Raw genomic sequence first — 19,301 nt, forward strand, 5'->3', positions numbered from 1 at the left:
CTTTTCTTCGTTACGCCACATACTCTCACGACCGCCGTTATTGCAACTGGCCTTCCTCTCCATGTCTATATCTACGTCTGTCCGTACTTCAGCCCGCAGCTTCATACGGTTGAATTTCATCTGCTTATACTCATTATTAGTTTAACAATTACGACGCAAAATAGCAAAGTTTTTTTACATATATGGCAGGGCGAAAGGCCCTGCCATGTGTCAAAGGTCAGATTAAAAAGAGCCTGGGGTTAAAGCTCCGTCTCCGGATTTTCTCTGTTCAGTCGGCGCAGTTCCAGCCTTCCGCCCAGCCAGCGCTCTGTCTTGCGGGCCAGTTCCTCCAGCGCCGCCTGCACGTCGGCGGAACGGGTTGGATCCACGGATTCGATGATCAGAAACGCATTGCGCGTATCTTCCGTCAGCATGGTGCGCTGACCGTCCCGCCAGTTCCAGCAGCGGCAGACGGCCCCCTCCTCATCCAGATAGCAGATCTCGCCGGGCAGCGTGTTGTCGTTTTCCTCATCTCCCAGCGCCAGAAACAGATCGCCGCCCTTTTCGGTCCGCGTCAGTCTCAGATCGCCCCGGAAGGCGTCCAGATCTTCCCCGCCGCAGGGCAGGCCGAATTGAAGGGAGACTCCGTTATAAATGTCCACCAGGGGGTTGATCCTTCCCACCGGGTTTCCTTTTTCCGCCCGCTTTAAGAGGGCCTCGATGGAACAGCGCACGCCCTTCTTCGTCTTAAACTTACGGTAAGCGTCCCGCCAGACGGCCACTGCCCGGTTTTCGCTGAATACTTCTTCCGTCAGAAATCTCTTCGCTAAAAGGTTGCTCTCCGCCAGATACCGGTCGATCTCCGGCCGCACAGAAGCGGCGGCTTCCTCTCTGTTGTCGACGCCTTTTGCCAAGACCACCGCGATCTCCGCATCCGGAAAAAGTTCCCAGAATGGCTCCTCAATTATAAATTTACTCATGCTCGCCCTCCTTACCCGGCGCCGGACCGCTCTTGCTCCCTTTCTGCGGACAGGGGGACGGACGCCCTGCCACCTCGCCCCACAGGCTGAATGTTTTGCCCTCCGTGATCCTGACGTCCACGATCTGTCCGGTCAGTTCCCGGGGGCCGCTGAAGTTCACCGTCTTGTTCGCATCGTTTCTGCCGCCCAGGGTCCTGGGATCCGTCTTGCTGGGACCCTCCACCAGCACCTTTTCGATCCTGCCCTCGCACGCCTTATTCTTCACGGCCTGAATGCCGTGGATCACATCTACCAGCCGATTGAACCGCTGGTGTTTGACTTCCTCCGGCACCTGATCGCCGTACTTTTCCGCGGGGGTCCCTTTGCGCACGGAATAGAGGAATGTAAAGGCGGAATCATACTCCACTTTTCTGGCCAGATCCAGCGTGTCTTCAAACTGCGCCTCCGTCTCTCCCGGAAAGCCGACGATGATGTCCGTGGTAAGCGCGATGTCCGGCACGGCGTCTTTCAGCCTGCTCACCAGCTCCAGATACTGTTCTCTGGTATATCTGCGGTTCATTCTCCGCAGCACTTCGGTGCTTCCCGACTGTACGGGCAGATGGATGTGACGGCACAGCTTTTCGCAGTCTGCAAAGGCCCCGATGAGCCTGTCCGACAGATCCTTGGGGTGCGACGTCATAAAGCGGATCCTCTCAATGCCCTCGATCTCGTTGAGCAGATAGAGCAGCCCCGCAAAATCCGGTCCCTTCTCATCCGCGGCGCAGTAGCCGCCCTCATAGCGGCTGACGCCGTAAGAATTCACATTCTGGCCCAGCAGCGTGATCTCTTTCACCCCGGACCGGGCCAGCCTTTTTGCCTCTTCTACGATCTCCTCCGGTCTGCGGCTCCGCTCTCTGCCCCGGGTGTAGGGCACGATGCAGTAGGTGCAGAAGTTGTTGCAGCCGTACATGATATTGACAAATGCTTTGAAGTCGTACAGATGTTTGGCCGGCAGCCCTTCGACGATGGCCCCTCCATCCTCCCAGATCTCCACGATCTTGCGCCGCTCCTGTACTACGTTCTGAAACAGCTGGGGGAACTGATGGATATTGTGCGTCCCAAAGACCAGATCCACCCATGGATACTTGGCCTTCAGCGTGTCGATGACGTGCTGCTGCTGCATCATGCAGCCGCATACCGCCACCACCATATCCGACCTCTCTTCCCTGTATTTCTTCAGCTGTCCCAGGATCCCGAAAAAGCGCTTGTCGGCGTTCTCCCGAACGCTGCAGGTGTTGAGGATGACTACGTCCGCCTCCGCCTTGTCCCCGCAGGGGCCATATCCAAGATCCGTGAGCATTCCCGCCAGCGTTTCCGAATCCCGTTCGTTCATCTGACAGCCGAATGTCTGTATATAAAATTTACCCTGTGTCGTCGATTCCATATTCGTTTCCTACTCCTTATCCAGTCTTCACGATCCCTATCAGAATATCATTAACGGCAGTTTTTTTCAACAGGAAACCGCCCGCGCCGGCAGGTGCGGAGACGAAACGCTCCTTTTTCTCAAACAAAAAGTCTGCCCGCAGAGACGGCTCCCCGCCGTCTTCTGCTAAAGCAGACTCTTTCCATATCCTTTCGTCGTTTCCGTGATCCGCTGCGGCAGTCTCTGCTGTTTCAGAGTCCCTGGGACATCTTCGGGACGGCAGATCTGCCGCCGGCCGGAAGGCGCCGGGATCAGATAAAGCTGTCCTCGATCTCGTGCTTTCTGGTTCTGGTCATCAGAGCCGGAACGGCTTCCCGGGCGTCGATCTTCTCGTTTATCACATTGTAGATCGCTTCTGTGATCGGCATTTCCACGCCGTTTTTTTTGGCAAGCTCATAGGCGGCCTCCGTGGTGAACATTCCTTCTACCACCATGCCCACGCGCTTGGTCGCCTCCGACGGAGCCACGCCTTCGCCGATCATAATGCCGCAGCGGCGGTTTCTGCTGTGCATGCTGGTGCAGGTCACGATCAGATCGCCCATGCCGGACAGCCCTCCGAAGGTGGAGAGCTGAGCCCCCAGCTTTACGCCCAGACGGGACATTTCCACCATCCCTCTGGTCATCATCGCCGCTTTGGCGTTGTCTCCGAAGCCCATGCCGTCGGATATGCCCGCGCCCAATGCGATGATGTTTTTCAATGCGCCGCCCAGCTCTACTCCGGCCACGTCGGAGTTGGTGTAGACGCGCAGACTCTCGCTCATAAACACGTCCTGTATATATTCCGCCAGTTCACGGTCCTCTGAGGCGGAGACCACAGTGGTAGGCATTCCTCTGCCTACCTCCTCGGCGTGGGACGGGCCGGAGAGCACCACATATCTGGCGCCGGGCAGTTTTTCTTCCGCGATCTGAGACATGCGCAGAAGGGTCTTCTGCTCGATCCCCTTCGCCACGTTCACCAGCACCATCTCCGGTTTCAGGTAAGGGACCGCCGATTCCAGCGCGCTTCTGAAATGCTGTGCAGGCGCAGAAAACAGAACCACATCCGCCCCCTGGATGGCCTCCTGGGGATCGCCCACCGGCTTCAGCTGTTCGCTGAACATGACGCCGGGCAGATACCGCCGGTTCTCCCGGTTTTCCTTCAGCTCCTTCACATGCTCCGGATTAATGTCCCACATGCATACCTCGTGCCCTTTTCCGCTGAGACTGACAGCCAGAGCCGTACCCCAGCTTCCGGCGCCTAAAACAGCAATTTTCTTTTCCATGATCCGTCCTTTCTCCGGCAGCCGTCCGCCGGCCGCGTTCTTATGAAAATACAGGGCATACCTCCCTGTCTGCCTTTCCCGTCTATTTTTTGAAGCTGATCTTCGGCTCCTGTCCTTTGCAGATACGGACGATGTTCGACCGATGCTTCCACAGTACGATGAGAGCCAGCAGACTCAGGGGCAGGATATAATCCGGGGCGAAAAACCAGGCCAGGACCGGCAGCGACAGAGCCGCCAGAACAGAGCCTACCGATACCCTCCGGGACAGGACGATGCCTGTCACCGCGATGAGAAGCAGGCCCAGACCGATCTGCCACTGAAACGTGACCAGCGCCCCGAATCCGGTGGCGATGCCCTTGCCTCCCCGGAACCCGAAGAACACCGGCCAGATATGCCCAAGCAGAACGGCCGCGCAGCAGATCATGGCCAGCAGATCCGCTTCCGGCAGGAAGTATGTACCCGCCAGCCGCCCCAGCCAAACGGCCAGGACGCCCTTGAAAATATCCACCAGCAGCGTTTCCGCGGCGGCCTTCTTTCCCAGCACCCTCAGCACGTTGGTGGTGCCGGCGTTTCCGCTGCCTTCCTTTTTAATATCTATGCCGTGCAGTCTTCCGATCAGGATCGCCGGCGAAATATTTCCGATGAAATAAGCTGCCAGGGCTGCGATCAGGCAGACCGCCGCGCCTTCCCAGCTCATCTGCGATATGACGATCACGCTATACATCTTCCTTTTCACCTTTCTCCCTGAAAACAAATTTGATAGAAGTTCCTTCAAATCCGAAGCCTTCACGGATCTTATTCTCCAGGTATCTGGCGTAGGAAAAGTGCATCAGCTCCCTGCTGTTGATCTTGAACGTAAACAGCGGCGGCTTCACACCCACCTGGGATACATAGTAGATCTTCAGACGTCTTCCTTTATCCGAAGGCGGATTGTTCATCAGCGTGGCGTCGGCGATGAGACTGTTCAGCTGACCGGTGGACACCCGCATGGCCCTGCTCTCCGCCACGTGTTTGGCCATAGCCATCACCGCCGGCAGTCTCTGATTTTTCAATACGGAGATGAACAGCACCGGGGCGTAGGGCATGAAGGAAAGCTCGCTGCGCACGGTCTTTTCGTAATCCCTCATGGTGTTGGTCTCTTTCGTCAGCAGATCCCACTTATTTACCACCACGACGATGCCCTTGCCGGCTTCATGGGCGACGCCTGCGATCTTTTTATCCTGCTCCGTCACGCCTTCCACAGCGTCCAGCACCAGCAGACACACGTCGCAGCGCTCGATGGCGGATATGGCGCGGATAACGCTGTACTTCTCGATATCTCCCGTCACCTTGCTCTTTCTGCGGATCCCCGCGGTGTCGATGAGCAGGTAATCTTCCCCGTCATAGGTGAACGGCGTGTCGATGGAATCTCTGGTGGTACCGGCGATATCGCTGACGATCACGCGGTTCTCTCCCAGAAACGCGTTGATCAGCGAGGATTTCCCCACATTCGGCTTTCCGATGACAGCGATCTTGATCTCGTCTTCATTTTCCGGCTCAAAAGCCTCCGGCGGAAATTTCTCCATCATCAGGTCCAGCAGTTCGCCCAGTCCCAGCTGGTTTGCCGCCGAGATCGCCACGGGATCTCCCAGTCCCAGTTCGTAGAGATCATAGAAGTCCTCGGGCAGATTCCTGGTGTCGATCTTATTGGCCACCAGTATAACGTCCTTGCCCTTTCTTCGGAGCATGGACGCCACTTCCCGGTCCGCCGCCGTCACGCCGGCCCGCCCGTCCACGAGAAAAAGTATGACCGATGCCGTCTCCATGGCGATCTCCGCCTGGGCCCGCATCTGAGAGAGGATGATATCGTCGCTGTCGGGCTCGATCCCCCCTGTGTCGATCATGATAAAAGGGACGCTCCTCCACTCTGCTTCCGCGTAGATCCTGTCCCGCGTCACACCGGGCGTATCCTCCACGATGGACACTCTGCGCCCTACGATCTTATTAAAAAATGTAGATTTTCCTACGTTGGGCCGTCCCACGACGGCAACGATGGGTTTACTCATCTGTATTTTCCTCCCTTTCGGTCTCTTAGATCGGCCGCCGGCCATATCCGAACCGCCGTACCGCCGCGTTGTCCCCGGACCGTGGCTATTTTACCACGTTTCCCGGGCTCACACAAGCAGATCCAGGTACTCCTGATTGTTTGCCCTGACGTATTTCATGGTAGCCGGATCCCCGTGTCCCGGGTAGATGGTCATGTCGTTTCCCCATTTTGCGCAGATCTCATTGATGGTGCGGGCCATATCGGTCTCCGATCCCCCCTCCAGATCCGTGCGTCCCAGGTCCACATTGAAGATCGTATCGCCTGTAAAGACTGCCTTGCTCCGGTCGCTCTCCGAATAAAAGCAGACGCCGCCGGCCGTATGGCCCGGCGTGTGCAGGACCAGCAGACTCTCGTCGCCGATGAAAAACCGTTCTCCGCCTGACAGCATGACGTCCACCGGCTTTTTGTACAGATCGCAGTCGTCTCTGTGGAGATACACAGGAATATCCCACTCCTTTTTCAGCTTATCCACCGCTCCCACGTGATCGTAGTGACAGTGAGTCAGCAGGATGCCCCGAACCTTCAGCCTGAGCTTTTCGCACTCTGCGATAAACGCCTCGCCCCGGTACCCCGGATCGATGATGTAACACTCCCCGCCTTCCTGATCGTAAACGATATACCCGTTGCTTTCCAGATTTCCGCCTATCAGCCTTTTTATTTTCATGTGATCTCTTCCTCTCGGTCCTCTCTACAGTATGCCCATTCCCGGCCTGATTATCTCCTGACATCATACCACAGAGAACGGGCGGCCGTCAACGAGCGGCGCCGTCCGGTTTCCGCCCGGACGCGGCTCCGCTCTCTTTCGTCCTTCCGTCAAAAATGAAAAGCAGGTTGCTTTCACAGGAAAAAATGGTACAATGATAAGATGAATAAAGAACTTTAAAAATTCTGGAGGAAAAACATGAAAGTCGCAATCATCGGAGCCGGGAAACTTGGCATCACTATCACGGAAGCCCTTCTCGGCGGCGATAACGAAGTCACTCTGGTGGACAAAAACGCTGATCTGCTGCAGAAAGTCGGCAATCAGCTGGACCTGCTCACCCTGACCGCCAACGCCAAGCAGATCGACGTCATGAAGGAACTTAAGATCTGGACCTATGACTACCTGGTGGCTGTGACGGATAATGATGAAAAAAATATCGTCATCTGCTCCTTTGCCAAGCATCTGGGATGCCCCAAGGTAATCGCCCGCATCCGGGACCCGGAGCACTTCCGTCAGCTGGACTTTATAAAGGAAGCCATGGGCATCGACTATATCGTCAATCCGGATCTGTCTATCTCCAACGAAATATATAAGTATCTGGTAGAAAAATACAGTCTGTCCGGCGGCAGCTACGCCAGCGGCAAGATCGCCGTGGTGGAGTTCTCCACGGACAAGCTGCCTGTGCTCATCGACAAGCCCATTCACAGCGTTTCAAAGATCCTGGGGGACATGCTGGTGACGGCCATCTCAAGAAACGGCAAGGTCATCATCCCAAAAGGCGATACCGTTCTTCTGGCCGGAGACCGGCTCTATGTGCTGGGGCTGGACGAGCCCATCCGCAAATTGAACGACATCGTCCACGACAAAGATCAGTATACCGACCTGCAGCGGGTCATGATCGCCGGCGGCGGAAAAGTCGGCTTTTACCTGGCCCAGAAGCTCTCCAAATTCGGCGTGGCGGTCAAGCTCATCGAGATCGACCGGGCCCGCTGCGAATACCTGTCGGAGCATCTGGACAACGTGATGGTGCTCCACGGCGACGCCACCGATCCCAACCTGCTGGCGGAAGAAAACATCGACGAGATGGACGCCTTCGTCACAGTCACCGGCTACGACGAGGAGAATCTTCTCCTGGCGCTCATGGCAAATCAGCACAATATCGAGGACGTGGTGGCCAAGGTCAGCCGCAAAAGCTACGCCCAACTCATCGAGAAGATGGGGATCAGCATGGCTCTCAACCCGCTGGATATGACCGCCACCAATATACTCCGGTTCATACAGGGGTCCACCCACATCATCTTCTCCCAGCTCATACAGGGGCAGGCGGAGTTCATCGAGATCGCCGCGGACCACCACATGCGCATGATGAATATCCCTCTCTCCAAGCTGGATCTGCCCGAGGGCGTCATCATCGCCGCCATACACCGGGGAGACGAGGCCATTATTCCCACGGGCAGCACGGAGATCAAGGAAGGCGACCGGGTCATCATCCTCTGCCTGCTCTCCAACATCACCAAACTGGAAAAGCTGTTCCATTCCAAACGCTCGAAATTCTTCCAATAACAGAAAGGCTTTTCACCCATGGTTTTGAATTATCGGCTGATTGCCAAGATTATGTCTGCCATTCTGGTCCTCATCGGCGCGTCGATGATCCCCTCCATGGCCGTATCGCTCCTGTACGGCGACACCGTGTCGGCAGCTGCGTTTCTCAAATGCATGGTTCCAATGATCCTCGTGGGCGCCGTGCTCATGAAAAAGATCCGGCCCTGGTCCAGGACGCTGCGTATGCGGGACGGCTTCCTCACCGTGGCGCTCTGCTGGTTGCTGGCCTCCCTTTTGGGCGGCCTTCCTTTTGTTCTGTCCGGGGCCATCCCCTCTTTCGTGGACGCCTTCTTTGAGACAGCCTCCGGTTTTACCACCACCGGTTCCTCGATCCTCACGGACATCGAGGTGCTGCCCAGGGGCATCCTGTTCTGGCGTTCCTTCACCCACTGGCTGGGCGGCATGGGGATCCTGGTTTTCTTCATCGCCCTGCTCCCGTCCCTGGGCATCGGCGGCCAGAACATCGTCAACGCGGAGACCACCGGTCCCATCAAAGACAAACTGACGGCGAAGATCTCCGATTCCGCCAAGCTGCTCTATACCATCTACATCGGCATGACTGTCATCGAGGTGGTCCTGCTGTGTCTGGGAGGCATGAGTCTGTATGACTCTCTGGTCCACACCTTCGGCACTGTGGGCACCGGCGGTCTTTCCGTATACAACAGCAGCATCGGCCATTACGGCAGCGCCTACATCCATGTGGTCATCGCCGTCTTCATGATGCTGGCCGGAATCAACTTCAACTTGTACTACCATCTGATCTCCGGCAATCCCCGGGAATTCTTTTCCGATTACGAGCTGCGGGGCTACATCGCCATACTGGGCATCGCCACGGGACTGATCGCGATCGATCTGGTGCGCAGCGGAATATACGACGGAGCCGGCGAAGCGCTGCGCTATTCCTTCTTCCAGAGCTCGTCCATCATCACCACCACCGGGTATTCCACCACTAACTTCGACCTCTGGCCCACCTTCAGCAAGATGGTCCTGTTCATCCTCATGTTCGTGGGCGGCTGCTCTTCTTCTACCGGAGGCGGCGTTAAAGTGATCCGCGTGCTCCTGCTGTTTAAACTGGTGCGCAGAGGCCTGTACCGCAGGCTCCATCCCCGGGCGGTAGTGCCCCTGAAGCTGGGCGGAAGGGCTCTGCCCTCCGAGGTGATGTCCGGCGTCTCCAGCTTCATCTTCCTCTATATCGGGCTGCTCTTTGCGGGGACGCTGCTCCTGTCCTTCGAGGGCTTTGATCTGGTGTCCACCTTCACCGCGGTGCTTGCCTCCATCGGCAATATCGGGCCCGGTTTTGAGCTGGTTGGTCCGTCCATGAACTACAGCATCTTCTCCGCACCGGCGAAGATCCTGCTGTCCATCTATATGATCATCGGACGGCTGGAACTGTTCACCATCATCCTGCTGGCCACTCCCACCTTCTGGAATCCCGACCGGCGCTGATCGAAGGTGCCGGCGGATCCTTTGCAACATCACCTTTGCAACATCACATCAGGAGGTTTATCCACATGTCTCTGAATTATCCCGTCATAGGAAAAATAGTGGGAACGACGCTGATCATTCTTGGCTGCGCCATGATGCCCTCTCTGCTGGTCTCCGCCGTTCTCGGCGAGACGCAGACCATCGCAGCGTTTCTGGCGGCCATCATTCCCCTGCTGGCGGCGGGCTGGTTTCTCATATACAGGATCCAGCCTGTATCCAACGTTCTGAAGCTGAGAGACGGCTTTCTCACAGTGGCTCTCTGCTGGATCGCCGCATCTCTGGCGGGCGCCGTACCTTATCTCGCATCCGGTTCCGTCTCCAGTCTGGCGGACGCGATCTTTGAGTCCACCTCCGGCTTTACCACCACCGGTGCCACGATCTTTAACGACGTGGAGATCCTCCCCCGGGGTCTGCTGCTGTGGCGTTCCTTCTCACAGTGGCTGGGCGGCATGGGGATCCTGGTCTTCGCCATCTCCCTGCTGCCTGCTCTGGGCATCAGTGGTCAGATCATCGCCAGAGCGGAGACCCCCGGCCCTACCCTTGAGAAGATGACGCCGAAAATGCACGACTCCGCCAAGATGCTGTATTCCATATACATCGGTCTCACCCTCCTGCAGATCGTTCTGCTTCTCTTCGGCGGCATGAGTCTCTTTGATTCCTGTATCTTTACCTTCGGCAGCGTGGCTTCCGGCGGTCTCACCAACTATAACGACGGCACCGCTCATTTTGACAGCCCGTACATCGAACTGGTGATCAGCTTTTTCACCGTGTTCGCCTGCGTCAATTTCAGTCTCTACTACACCCTGGGCAAAGGCCGGGTGCGGGAATTCTTCAAAGATACCGAGCTTCGCGTCTTTCTCATCCTGCTCTTCGTCTCCACCCTGCTGATCAGCGGCGATCTGCTGGCCGCCGGGACCTACGGAAGCGCCGGCGAGACGCTGCGCTACGGCTTTTTCCACGCGACCTCGTTCATTACCACCACCGGACATGTGACCTCAGATCTGATGGTCTGGCCTACCTTTTCCAAATTCCTGCTGCTGACCCTCAGCTTCATCGGCGGCTGCTCCTCTTCCACCGGAGGGGCCATCAAGGTCATACGGGTCATCGTGCTCTTTAAACTGATCCACAGAGGGATCTACCGCAGGCTCCATCCCCGGGCGGTAGTGCCCGTAAAAATACGGGGGAAAAACATCCCCTCAGACACGGTGTCCAACATCACGGCCTTTGTGGTACTGTATTTTCTGGTTTTCCTGTTCGGCGCGCTGATCCTGTCTCTGGAACCCTTCGATTTTCTCACGGCGATCAGCGCTTCGGCGGCGACCCTGGGCAATATCGGCAGCGGCTTCGGCGCCATGGGCCTGGGCGGAAATTACGCCGCCTTCTCCCATTGGGCCAAGCTGTTCATGTCTCTGCTGATGCTGGTGGGACGGCTGGAGCTGTTCACGATCCTGCTGCTGTTTACACCCACCTTCTGGAATCCAGATAAGCAGTATTGACGCCGTTCTTCTGTTCAGCAGAGTCCATGGCCGCATAAAAAGCTGTCTCCGAAGCATACTAAAGAAAACGGCGTCCCCAGGGCGCCGTCGAAAGGTACTTGAATGGAGGCAGCAAATGAAAGTAAGAGATCTGATGACCACCGCCGTCACCTGGGCCAGGCCCAACACATCCATCAGACAGATCGCTAAGCTCATGCGTCAGGAAAACATCGGCGCGGTCCCTGTGTGCAGCGACCGGGGCGAGCTTCTGGGCATTGTCACCGACCGGGATATCGTGATCCGCAGTCTCTCCGGAGAGGAAGACAAAGCGGAAGCGCAGGATATAATGACAAAACATCCGGTGAGCGTTCACCCTGATATGAACACCCATCAGGCGGCGCTTCTGTTCGCCCGCTATCAAGTCCGCCGCCTGCCTGTGGTGGAGAGCGGCAAGCTCACCGGCATGCTGACGCTGGCGGATCTGGCCAGAAAAACACTGTATATCGACGAAGCCGGAGACGCGCTGTCTGCGATCTCCCGGCCCAGCACGCTGAACTGACAGGCCCGGCGCCGTGCGCCCCAGCCTGCGGGATGCGCTGGTAAATAAGAAAAAACGTTCTGACAGCAAAGGAGGCTTCATTCGGACGAATGGAGCCTCCTTTGCACAGATCCAGCAGGATTTTCGAAAAGGATCTTCCGGTCTCCCGGTGCACTAAAGTCGAACTATAGTCAGCCCTTACAGTTCAAACTTGCGGATCGCGTAGCGATACTTTCCGGAAGCGGTCACCGGTATATCCTCTACATACTTTACGCTGATCTCCGTTCCCGGCAGCAGCGCGCGGATATCTTCCATGATCCCGGCAAAACCCTCCGGCTCTCCGCCCTCCCCCGTTACCAGAGAAAGCTCCGCACGATCCGGCGCGAACTGCACGATCTGGAATTTCGTCACGCCCAGAGAACGTTTTATGATGTTGTTGAAGGCCACGCCGTGGACAAAACCGCCCTCGGTGGTCACGAAGGTATCGTCCTCCCTGCCCTCCACGGAATTCATCACGGGAAGTTCCATGCCGCAGGGACAGGTCTCGTCGGACAGCGTCACCGTGTCTCCCAGCGCATAGCGCAGTCTGGGCATGGAATAGTTGTTCAGGTCCGTGACCAGGATCAGCCCCGGCTGCCCCGCCGGCGCCGGTTCCAAGGTCTTCTGATCCACCACTTCTACCAGCGCGTTTTCGCAGGTGATGTGCAGTCGGCCGCAGGGGCATTCATAGGCCAGTATACCGCCGTCTCTGGCTCCGTACTCGTTGATGACGGCGCAGCCGAAAGCCTTCCCGATCAGCTCGCGCTGAAACGGAAACAGGGATTCCGAGGTAGAGACCACCGCCTTCGGCGTAAAGGACAGCCTTCGGCCCTGCTCCAGCATGAGCCGCGCGAAAACTGCCAGAGCGCTGGCGTAGCCGTAAAAATATTCCGGCCGGTAGTCTTCGATGGTTTTGATGTACTCGGCCATGGCCTGAGGCTTCAGGCCGTAAGCCGGTATCATGATGCGGTTTTTCAGGTATTTCTCCTTGCGGTAATAGCTCTTTTCCTCTGCCTTGGAGAGCTCGAAAGGATTTCCCCAGATCATTACGCTGCGGCTTCCCGGCGTGATGCCGGACCAGGAAAGTCCGCGCCAGCGCGCCGCCTCGAAATGCTCCACCGTCACCCGGTCGATGTAGAAATGGGTGGGTTCCCCCGAAGAACCGCCGGTGGTGTTGGGGATCAGACTGGCCCGGTCGGCGCCGTCGGCCAGGTAACGGTCCGGATCAGCCTTGAACACCTGCTTGGGCAGTACGGGAAAGCGAAGCAGCGCCGCCCGGGGATCTCTGCGTATCAGTTCCTCCAGCGCGCCGTCCCCTGACAGGCCTTTATAAGCCTCCACGTTATGTATGGAAAACAGAAGGAGACTGCCCAGCTTTTCCTCCTGCTCTCTCATCAGCTCTTCCCGGCTCCGCGACTGCGACTGCTTCAGCTCTTCCAGATACGTTCGGATGCGGTTTCCCTTCTTTTTTTCCATGGCCGGATACAATATATGTTCAATAAACGGCTTGATCAGATCCATTCTCTTTCCTCTCTCCTCAAGTACTCTTGGCGGCGGCAGCCGCCCTGCTCTCTCCCCCCGGCCGGCCGCTGACCGCGGCCGCCGGCCTTATTTTCATCTGTGCCCGCCGGGCTTTCAGGATATCACTTCAAAGTTGATCTCCCGGTTCGTCACGTCCACGGAATCCACGCGGATCGTCACCCGCTGGCCCAGGCTGTAGATCCGGTGCCTGCGCCGGCCGATGAGCCGGTATTTTTCCGGTTCATAGTCGTAATAGTCATCCCTGAGATCCGCCGCACGCACCATTCCCTCAATGGTATTTTCCAGTTCGACGAAAAAGCCGAAATTGGCCACGCCGCTGATGATCCCGTCGTGGACCTCTCCAATGTGATACGACATATACTCCGCCATTTTCAGTTTTTCCACATCCCGTTCCAGCTCCTGGGCCGCCCGCTCCGTGGCCGAGGACTGCGCCGCAGCTTCCTCCGTTTTTCTGCGAAGCTCCGCCGTCCGCCTCTCCGCGGGCGCCTTTCCTTCCCTCTCTCCGCTGAGGATCTCCTTGATGACCCGGTGGATCATCAGATCGGGATATCTGCGGATAGGCGAGGTAAAGTGGCAGTAATATTTCACGCCCAGTCCGAAATGTCCTTCGCACTCCGTGCCGTAGAACGCTTTCTTCATCGAGCGCAGCATAACTGTGTTCACCACGTGTTCTTCCGGTTTTCCCTCCACTGCGGATATGATCTCGTTCAGCGCTCTGGGATGGATGTTTTCCGGATTGCCTTTCAGATGGATGCCGAAACTGTGGAGAAACTTCTGCAGTTCTTCCATCTTTTCCGGAGAAGGTTTTTCGTGGATCCGGTAGACAAAAGGCACGTCCATCCAGAAAAAGTGTTCCGCCACCGTCTCGTTGGCCGCCAGCATGAATTCCTCGATCAGGCGGTTGGCCACTCTGCGCTCCGCCGTCTCCACCGACGTGGGGATCCCCTCGTCGTTCAGCGTAATATATGCCTCGTCGAAGTCAAAATCCAGGCTGCCCCTCCGTTCCCGTGCGGTTCTCAGTATTTTCGCCAGTTCGTCCATCAGCAGCAGATCCTCCCAGATCGCCGCGTAGCGTTCCCTCAGTTCCTTTACGCGGCCGTCCTTTCGCCGGGCTTTCTGCTCCCGGGACGTTTCCTGCACGTCCGTCTCCGGCAGGCTCCGCGCCTCCAGCATGTCCGATACATCGGTGTAGACCATCCGCTCTTTCGAGTGGATCACGCTCTCGTAGATCTCGTGGCCCACCACCTGGCCCCGGCCGTCGATCTCCATGTCGCAGGACAGCGTGAGTCTGTCCTCGTGGGGATTCAGACTGCAGATGCCGTTGGACAGCGCCTTCGGCAGCATGGGGATGACCTGATCGATCAGGTAAACGCTGTTTCCGCGCTTCAGCGCTTCCAGATCCAGGGCGCTTCCCTCCCGCACGTAATGGGTCACGTCGGCGATATGCACACCCAGCAGATAATTCCCATTCTCCAGGCGCTCCACAGAAACCGCGTCGTCAAAGTCCTTGGAATCCGCCCCGTCAATGGTGATGATCGTCTTCTGTCTCAGATCCCTTCTTCCCACAAGAGCCCCATCCTCCACCTGCCGGGGGACCGCCTCTGCCTCCGCCGTCACAGACTGAGGAAATTCGGGCGTCAGCTGCCGGCTGCGGATGAGCGCGAGAATATCCCCGCCGGTGTCGCCGCTGCGGCTGATGATCTCTGTGATCACCCCCTCCGCGCTGTTGTCCTTTTCCGGCCAGACCGTGATCTTGGCCACCACCTTATCTCCGCTTCTGGCGCCGTTGATATTGCGCTCCGCGATAAATACATCGTCTCTCTGCTTGGGGTCGTCGGACACCACAAAGCCGTACCTGCGCTGAAGTTGGAAGGTTCCCACGATCTCGGAAGACGCCCTCCGGATGATCCGGGCCACCGCGCCCTCTCTCCGCCTGCCCGACTCCTCGGCGGTCAGAAGCTTTACCGCCACCAGATCGCCGTTCATGGCGTATTTCATATTGTCCGGAGCGATGAAAACGTCCTCTTCCTCTTTATTCACAGGCAGCACGAATCCAAAGCCTTTACGGTGCTTGGACAGAATGCCCGTGGTCATGTTCATGGCCCGCGGCAGCAGATATTTGCCCTTTTTCGTCCTGAAGATCTGTCCTTTGAGATAGAGCTCGTCCAGCTGATTTAAAAGGGCCGCCGCGTCCCGGCCCCAGACCTGAAACTTGCTCACCATTTCTTCATCGGACAGGGGCTGGTACGTCTTTTCCTCCAGCATCTCCAGTATTTCTTCCCTGAAATCTCTGTCCTTTTCGTTCTTATCGTCCCGATCCTTATTGTTTTCATCCATATATAATTCCATAAACCCTCCAAATCAGCGGTATTCTTTTACATGTATCCTTTTTGTCCTCTTGAAGTAGTATACCATAAAAAGAAAAGAAACCCACATTCACCGCCGATTTCACACAAAAATATATACAAAATACCACAAAGCATCTGAAAAGAGAAAAGCACCCGGCCATGGCCGGATGCTTTTCCCTCTTGGCTGACACAAATGTCTATTTCATCGTGTCGTTTCCGTTGTTGTTGATTCCGCTGCCCGTGGCGGTGTTGTTGTCCAAACCGTTGTTCAGATCGTTCACACCGTCTCTCACTCCGTTTTCAACGTCGTTGATGCCGTTGTCAACAGGGTTGTTGGTCGTTCCGTTGGTCGTGCCATTGTCAGCCGGTCCCACGTCGGAACCGTTGTCATTGGCGCATCCGGTGAACGCCAGCAGAGTTACAATCATCAAAGATGCCATAATAAATCTCGTCTTCTTCATATCTTCAACTCCTCTCTGTTCAGCTTTAGTATAAACAGAAGCAGTTTTTTTTAATCATGGAAATACCGGAAATCCAATTAAAGAAGTTTGTTCCATTTTTTTATTTTCTGAAAATACTGTTTTTCCTTTTTTCTTTACGGCGCGCCCTGCGCCAGACCCTGGCGCGCTGCAAAGGAAAACGCCCGGCAAACAGCCGGGCGCCTTCCTTCACACATATTATCTTATTCTTCCTTATCCGCGTTTTTTAATGACGCTGGTGATCTTGTAACCCTTGGATTCCAGTCTCTGGATAATGGGTTCCGCATCCAGCGTGTCCAGACGGAGGATCAGATCCGCCGCCTTCTTGTCGTCGTACTTGATGACAGCCATATGGTTGATGTTGCCGCCCATCTTCGCCACTTCGGAGCACACATCCGCCAGGATCCCCGGCTTATCCTCCGTGTAGATGACGAATCGGGTGCCCACCACTCTGGCTCCCAGCATATCGATCAGAGCGTCCATCAGATCGCTTTCCGTCACAATGCCCACCAGCTGCCCATTCTCTACCACAGGCAGAGCGCTGATGCGGTTGGCTCTCATCTCGATAGCCGCTTCTTCTATGAGATCGTCCGGCGTGATGGTAAAGACCTTTTTGCTCATGGCGTCTTTCACCGTCATTTTGGACAGAAGATAGTTGATTTCAAAAACACTGAGCGTAGTAGCCTTGGTAGGCGATACTTTCTCCACGTCGCCGTCGGTGACGATGCCCACCACCTTTTCCCCGTCCAGAACAGGGATCCGCTTCAGGCCTTTGTCCCGGATCAGTCCGATGAGCTCGTTGATCGGAGCGTCGGCCTGAATGGAAACAGGGTCCTTTGTCATTCGATCCTTTACATACATCTTATTCCCCTCCTAGGTAGGCCTTCTGGACCTCGCTGCTCTTCGCCAGCTCTTCGCCTGTGCCGCTGAGCACGATGGATCCGGTTTCTATAACGTAGCCCCGGTCCGCGATGGAAAGGGCCATGCTTGCGTTCTGTTCCACCAGCAGCACAGTGGTGCCGCCTTCATTGATCGATTTAATAATATCAAAAATTTCGCGAACAAGCAAGGGTGCAAGACCCATTGAAGGCTCATCCATCAGCAAAATTTTCGGGCGGGACATCAGCGCCCTGCCCATGGCAAGCATCTGCTGCTCTCCTCCGGACAGCGTCCCCGCCATCTGTTTTTTTCTGTCGCCCAGGATGGGGAAACGATCGTAGACCATCTCCATGTCCCTGCGGATCTCGCTTTTATCCGTGCGGAGAAACGCGCCCATCTCCAGATTTTCGAACACGCTCATCTCCGGAAAAATTCTCCGTCCCTCCGGTACCTGCGACAGGCCCATTGAGACTCTCTGGGGAGCAGACAGATGCTCTATCTGCTTCCCATCAAGTATGATTTCGCCGCTCGTGACCTTTTTGAGGCCCGAAATGGTGCGGAGGGTGGTGGTTTTTCCCGCGCCATTGGCGCCTATCAGCGTTACGATCTCGCCGTCGTTAACGGTGAGTGAAATATCTTTCAGGGCGTGGATGACGCCGTAGTGAACATTTAAATTTCTGATCTCCAGCATTAGTTAACATCCTCCCCCAGATAAGCTTCGATTACCCTCTTGTTCTTTCTGATCTCCTCGGGCGTGCCGTTGGCGATCATCATGCCGTAGTCCAGCACGTAGATGCGCTCGCAGATCTTCATGACCAGCGACATATCGTGTTCGATCAGCAGAATGGTCAGGCCGAACTTTTCCCTGATCCAGGCGATGGTCTTTGTGAGCTCCGCCGTCTCGTTGGGGTTCATGCCCGCCGCCGGTTCGTCCAGAAGCAGCAGTTCCGGCCTGGTAGCCAGCGCTCTGGCGATCTCCAGGTGACGCTGTTCTCCGTAGGGGAGATTTTTGGCCAGTTCCTGCTTCTTGTCCGTCAGATTGAAAATGTTCAGAAGCTCCTCCGCCTCTCTGACCAGCCGTTCCTCCTCGCTGTGATACTTGATCCCGTGAAGAAACGCGGAGGGCATCATGTATTTGATATTCTGATGCATGGCGATCCGCACGTTGTCCATGACGGTCAGATCCTTGAACAGACGGATATTCTGGAACGTACGGGCCAGCCCTTCTTTCGTAATGTCGTAGGGCTTTTTGCCCTGGATCTTTCTGGATCTGCCCTCCGTCTCCAGGATAATATCCCCCGTGGTCGGCTCGTACACGCCGGTGAGCAGGTTGAACAGCGTGGTCTTTCCCGCGCCGTTGGGGCCGATGAGACCCACCAGTTCACCTTTTTCGATCTGCAGATTCACGTTGGAGACCGCAGTGAGGCCGCCGAAAGACTTGGTCAGTTTATTTACAGTCAAAATTGGCATATTCGGCACCCCCTACTCTTGTTTATTGCTCTGAGGCTTTTTCTGGAGAAGTTTGAAGGTGATCTCCTTCGATCCCATGAGCCCCTGCGGACGGAAGATCATTACGACTACCAGCAGCGCCGCGTAAATGATCATGCGCACGGCGGTGAACTCGGCCAGCACCGTATTCACCACAGCCAGGAAGATCCCGGCGACCACTGAACCGGTAATGCTCCCCATTCCGCCCAGCACTACGATGACCAGATAGTCGATGGACTTCAGGAAACCGAAGGTGGCCGGCTTGAGGAAAAAGAACGTGGAAGCGTACAGCGCGCCGCCGATCCCGGCGAAAAAGGCGCCCACGGCAAAGGCCATGACCTTATATTTCGTCGTATTGATACCCATGGCTTCCGCCGCGATCTCATCCTCCCGGATGGCGATGCAGGCGCGGCCGTGGGAAGAATGGATAAAATTGTTGACCAGAATAATGGTAAGTACCGTGAAGAACCAGAACCAGGGCCAGTTGGTAAACTTGGGCACGCCGTTTAGGCCCGCCGCTCCCCCGGTGATATCCAGCGTCTGCACGATGATGCGGATGATCTCCGCAAAACCCAGCGTGGCGATGGCCAGATAGTCCCCCTTCAGTCTCAGCGTGGGGATCCCGATGATGATGCCGGCCAGAGCCGCCAGCACCGCTCCCATGACGATACCTGTCAGGAAGCCGCCTACAGTGGGATTTGCCACGGTGATAATGCCGCAGGTGTAGGCCCCGATGGACATAAAACCCGCGTGTCCCAGAGAAAATTGACCCGTAAAGCCCGTCACCAGATTCAGGCTGACGGCCATGATAATGTTGATACAGATAGTGGCCAGCGTGATCTGGTAGTAGGCTGTGATGATATTCGCCTGAATGAGGACCTCCACCACGACGAAGGATACCGCCATGAGGATCAGTGTAATCAATGCGTTTCTCGTAAACAGTTTCTTCATCTC

At 56.2% G+C, this 19,301-nt stretch carries 17 protein-coding genes; 4 read left to right on the top strand and 13 right to left on the bottom strand.

Going from position 1 to position 19,301, the window contains the following annotated elements:
* Positions 1-239: 239 nt before the first annotated feature.
* From E0E37_RS15890 to E0E37_RS15915, 6 genes are all read right to left on the bottom strand, one after another.
* Positions 240-959, bottom strand: a complete 720-nt coding sequence (locus E0E37_RS15890; protein WP_130863960.1) for a B3/B4 domain-containing protein — start codon at positions 957-959, stop codon at positions 240-242.
* Entirely contained in the window at positions 952-2,382 is a 1,431-nt protein-coding gene (gene miaB, locus E0E37_RS15895; protein WP_130863961.1) for a tRNA (N6-isopentenyl adenosine(37)-C2)-methylthiotransferase MiaB, read from the bottom strand. The genes E0E37_RS15890 and miaB overlap by 8 nt, the downstream gene beginning before the upstream one ends.
* Before the next feature lie 290 nt (positions 2,383-2,672).
* Entirely contained in the window at positions 2,673-3,683 is a 1,011-nt protein-coding gene (locus E0E37_RS15900) for an NAD(P)H-dependent glycerol-3-phosphate dehydrogenase (RefSeq protein WP_130863962.1), read from the bottom strand.
* An 82-nt stretch (positions 3,684-3,765) separates the two neighbouring features.
* Positions 3,766-4,407: a glycerol-3-phosphate 1-O-acyltransferase PlsY gene (plsY, locus tag E0E37_RS15905; RefSeq protein WP_130863963.1), complete on the bottom strand. Its 642-nt coding sequence runs from the start codon at positions 4,405-4,407 to the stop codon at positions 3,766-3,768.
* Complete coding sequence (der, locus tag E0E37_RS15910; protein WP_130863964.1) at positions 4,400-5,728, bottom strand: ribosome biogenesis GTPase Der; 1,329 nt, start codon at positions 5,726-5,728, stop codon at positions 4,400-4,402. Before der ends, plsY begins: the two co-directional genes overlap by 8 nt.
* A gap of 108 nt (positions 5,729-5,836) precedes the next feature.
* Complete coding sequence (locus E0E37_RS15915) at positions 5,837-6,433, bottom strand: MBL fold metallo-hydrolase (protein WP_130863965.1); 597 nt, start codon at positions 6,431-6,433, stop codon at positions 5,837-5,839.
* A 237-nt stretch (positions 6,434-6,670) separates the two neighbouring features.
* Here E0E37_RS15915 and trkA point away from each other — a divergent pair, with 237 nt between their 5' ends.
* From trkA to E0E37_RS15935, 4 genes are all read left to right on the top strand, one after another.
* The gene (gene trkA / locus E0E37_RS15920; protein WP_130863966.1) at positions 6,671-8,035 is read left to right on the top strand and encodes a Trk system potassium transporter TrkA; all 1,365 of its coding nucleotides are present in this window, start codon (positions 6,671-6,673) and stop codon (positions 8,033-8,035) included.
* A gap of 18 nt (positions 8,036-8,053) precedes the next feature.
* Positions 8,054-9,520, top strand: a complete 1,467-nt coding sequence (locus tag E0E37_RS15925) for a TrkH family potassium uptake protein (RefSeq protein WP_246019759.1) — start codon at positions 8,054-8,056, stop codon at positions 9,518-9,520.
* Between the two features lie 65 nt (positions 9,521-9,585).
* Entirely contained in the window at positions 9,586-11,055 is a 1,470-nt protein-coding gene (locus E0E37_RS15930) for a TrkH family potassium uptake protein (protein ID WP_130863967.1), read from the top strand.
* Positions 11,056-11,170: 115 nt separating this feature from the next.
* The gene (locus E0E37_RS15935; RefSeq protein WP_130863968.1) at positions 11,171-11,593 is read left to right on the top strand and encodes a CBS domain-containing protein; all 423 of its coding nucleotides are present in this window, start codon (positions 11,171-11,173) and stop codon (positions 11,591-11,593) included.
* Between the two features lie 177 nt (positions 11,594-11,770).
* On the opposite strand, the gene E0E37_RS15940 is transcribed toward E0E37_RS15935, so the two are convergent.
* From E0E37_RS15940 to E0E37_RS15970, 7 genes are all read right to left on the bottom strand, one after another.
* Positions 11,771-13,132 (bottom strand): phenylacetate--CoA ligase family protein, encoded by a 1,362-nt coding sequence (locus E0E37_RS15940; protein ID WP_130863969.1) that lies wholly within the window; start codon positions 13,130-13,132, stop codon positions 11,771-11,773.
* 114 nt (positions 13,133-13,246) lie between these two features.
* Positions 13,247-15,502: a ribonuclease R gene (gene rnr, locus E0E37_RS15945; protein WP_246019760.1), complete on the bottom strand. Its 2,256-nt coding sequence runs from the start codon at positions 15,500-15,502 to the stop codon at positions 13,247-13,249.
* Positions 15,503-15,698: 196 nt separating this feature from the next.
* Positions 15,699-15,962 (bottom strand): hypothetical protein, encoded by a 264-nt coding sequence (locus E0E37_RS15950; protein ID WP_130863970.1) that lies wholly within the window; start codon positions 15,960-15,962, stop codon positions 15,699-15,701.
* Positions 15,963-16,193: 231 nt separating this feature from the next.
* On the bottom strand, positions 16,194-16,841 hold the full coding sequence (locus tag E0E37_RS15955; RefSeq protein ID WP_130863971.1) for a CBS and ACT domain-containing protein: 648 nt from the start codon (positions 16,839-16,841) through the stop codon (positions 16,194-16,196).
* 1 nt (position 16,842) lies between these two features.
* The gene (locus E0E37_RS15960; RefSeq protein WP_130863972.1) at positions 16,843-17,550 is read right to left on the bottom strand and encodes an ABC transporter ATP-binding protein; all 708 of its coding nucleotides are present in this window, start codon (positions 17,548-17,550) and stop codon (positions 16,843-16,845) included.
* On the bottom strand, positions 17,550-18,329 hold the full coding sequence (locus E0E37_RS15965) for an ABC transporter ATP-binding protein (RefSeq protein WP_130863973.1): 780 nt from the start codon (positions 18,327-18,329) through the stop codon (positions 17,550-17,552). Before E0E37_RS15965 ends, E0E37_RS15960 begins: the two co-directional genes overlap by 1 nt.
* 12 nt (positions 18,330-18,341) lie before the next feature.
* Positions 18,342-19,298, bottom strand: a complete 957-nt coding sequence (locus E0E37_RS15970) for a branched-chain amino acid ABC transporter permease (RefSeq protein ID WP_130863974.1) — start codon at positions 19,296-19,298, stop codon at positions 18,342-18,344.
* Between the last annotated feature and the right edge of the window lie 3 nt (positions 19,299-19,301).

Origin of the sequence: Bacilliculturomica massiliensis (genome assembly GCF_900605495.1) — a bacterium.
Classification (GTDB): domain Bacteria; phylum Bacillota; class Clostridia; order Peptostreptococcales; family Anaerovoracaceae; genus Bacilliculturomica; species Bacilliculturomica massiliensis.

Bases quoted from the DNA above. Each gene is read 5' to 3' on its own strand.
- E0E37_RS15950 (WP_130863970.1), bottom strand. From the start codon at position 15,962: ATGAAGAAGACGAGATTTATTATGGCATCTTTGATGATTGTAACTCTG.
- E0E37_RS15955 (WP_130863971.1), bottom strand. From the start codon at position 16,841: ATGTATGTAAAGGATCGAATGACAAAGGACCCTGTTTCCATTCAGGCC.
- E0E37_RS15970 (WP_130863974.1), bottom strand. From the start codon at position 19,298: ATGAAGAAACTGTTTACGAGAAACGCATTGATTACACTGATCCTCATG.
- E0E37_RS15890 (WP_130863960.1), bottom strand. From the start codon at position 959: ATGAGTAAATTTATAATTGAGGAGCCATTCTGGGAACTTTTTCCGGAT.
- E0E37_RS15960 (WP_130863972.1), bottom strand. From the start codon at position 17,550: ATGCTGGAGATCAGAAATTTAAATGTTCACTACGGCGTCATCCACGCC.
- E0E37_RS15915 (WP_130863965.1), bottom strand. From the start codon at position 6,433: ATGAAAATAAAAAGGCTGATAGGCGGAAATCTGGAAAGCAACGGGTAT.
- E0E37_RS15965 (WP_130863973.1), bottom strand. From the start codon at position 18,329: ATGCCAATTTTGACTGTAAATAAACTGACCAAGTCTTTCGGCGGCCTC.
- E0E37_RS15925 (WP_246019759.1), top strand. From the start codon at position 8,054: ATGGTTTTGAATTATCGGCTGATTGCCAAGATTATGTCTGCCATTCTG.
- miaB (WP_130863961.1), bottom strand. From the start codon at position 2,382: ATGGAATCGACGACACAGGGTAAATTTTATATACAGACATTCGGCTGT.
- E0E37_RS15930 (WP_130863967.1), top strand. From the start codon at position 9,586: ATGTCTCTGAATTATCCCGTCATAGGAAAAATAGTGGGAACGACGCTG.
- rnr (WP_246019760.1), bottom strand. From the start codon at position 15,502: ATGGAATTATATATGGATGAAAACAATAAGGATCGGGACGATAAGAAC.
- der (WP_130863964.1), bottom strand. From the start codon at position 5,728: ATGAGTAAACCCATCGTTGCCGTCGTGGGACGGCCCAACGTAGGAAAA.
- E0E37_RS15935 (WP_130863968.1), top strand. From the start codon at position 11,171: ATGAAAGTAAGAGATCTGATGACCACCGCCGTCACCTGGGCCAGGCCC.
- E0E37_RS15900 (WP_130863962.1), bottom strand. From the start codon at position 3,683: ATGGAAAAGAAAATTGCTGTTTTAGGCGCCGGAAGCTGGGGTACGGCT.
- plsY (WP_130863963.1), bottom strand. From the start codon at position 4,407: ATGTATAGCGTGATCGTCATATCGCAGATGAGCTGGGAAGGCGCGGCG.
- E0E37_RS15940 (WP_130863969.1), bottom strand. From the start codon at position 13,132: ATGGATCTGATCAAGCCGTTTATTGAACATATATTGTATCCGGCCATG.
- trkA (WP_130863966.1), top strand. From the start codon at position 6,671: ATGAAAGTCGCAATCATCGGAGCCGGGAAACTTGGCATCACTATCACG.